Origin of the sequence: Mycobacterium sp. 1274761.0 (assembly GCF_001668615.1) — a bacterium.
Taxonomy (GTDB): Bacteria; Actinomycetota; Actinomycetes; order Mycobacteriales; family Mycobacteriaceae; genus Mycobacterium.
Genome location: NZ_LZMC01000060.1, coordinates 1 through 519 on the forward strand (window position 1 = coordinate 1; position 519 = coordinate 519).

Below are 519 nucleotides of genomic sequence, written 5' to 3' on the forward strand. Positions count from 1 at the left end.
CCAGCATCCTGATGCGGCTGGCCGCCGGGTGCAGCCGCAGCTGCAGCGCCTCGAAGTCCAGCCTGCCGTCGACGGCGCTCACGATCTCGCCGTCGATCACGCAGCGCGCCGGGAGTTCGGCCAGCGCAGCAGCCACCAGCTCGGGGAAGTACCGCGTCATCGGCCGCTCGTTGCGGCTGCCCAGCTCGACCTCGGGCCCGTCACGAAAGCAGATCGACCGAAACCCGTCCCACTTCGGCTCGTACGACGCCCCCGGCGGAATCTCAGACACCGACTTGGACAGCATCGGCGACACCGGCGGCTGCAGGGGGAGCTCCACGCTGCTCATAATGTCATCGCGCCCGACAAGAATGGGGCGATGCGCCTGCCCGTGATGCCGCCGGTGTCGCCGATGCTGTCCAAGTCGGTGTCTGAGATTCCGCCGGGGGCGTCGTACGAGCCGAAGTGGGACGGGTTTCGGTCGATCTGCTTTCGTGACGGGCCCGAGGTCGAGCTGGGCAGCCGCAACGAGCGGCCGAT

2 pseudogenes are annotated in these 519 nt (G+C 68.6%); one reads left to right on the top strand and one right to left on the bottom strand.

Annotation, left to right across the window (positions count from 1 at the left end):
• A pseudogene (gene ligC / locus A5651_RS12210) lies at positions 1 to 319 on the bottom strand (ATP-dependent DNA ligase); the annotation flags it as partial.
• Positions 320 to 358: 39 nt separating this feature from the next.
• Between ligC (A5651_RS12210) and ligC (A5651_RS25355) the strand changes: the two are divergent.
• Positions 359 to 519: pseudogene (gene ligC / locus A5651_RS25355) on the top strand (ATP-dependent DNA ligase); the annotation flags it as partial.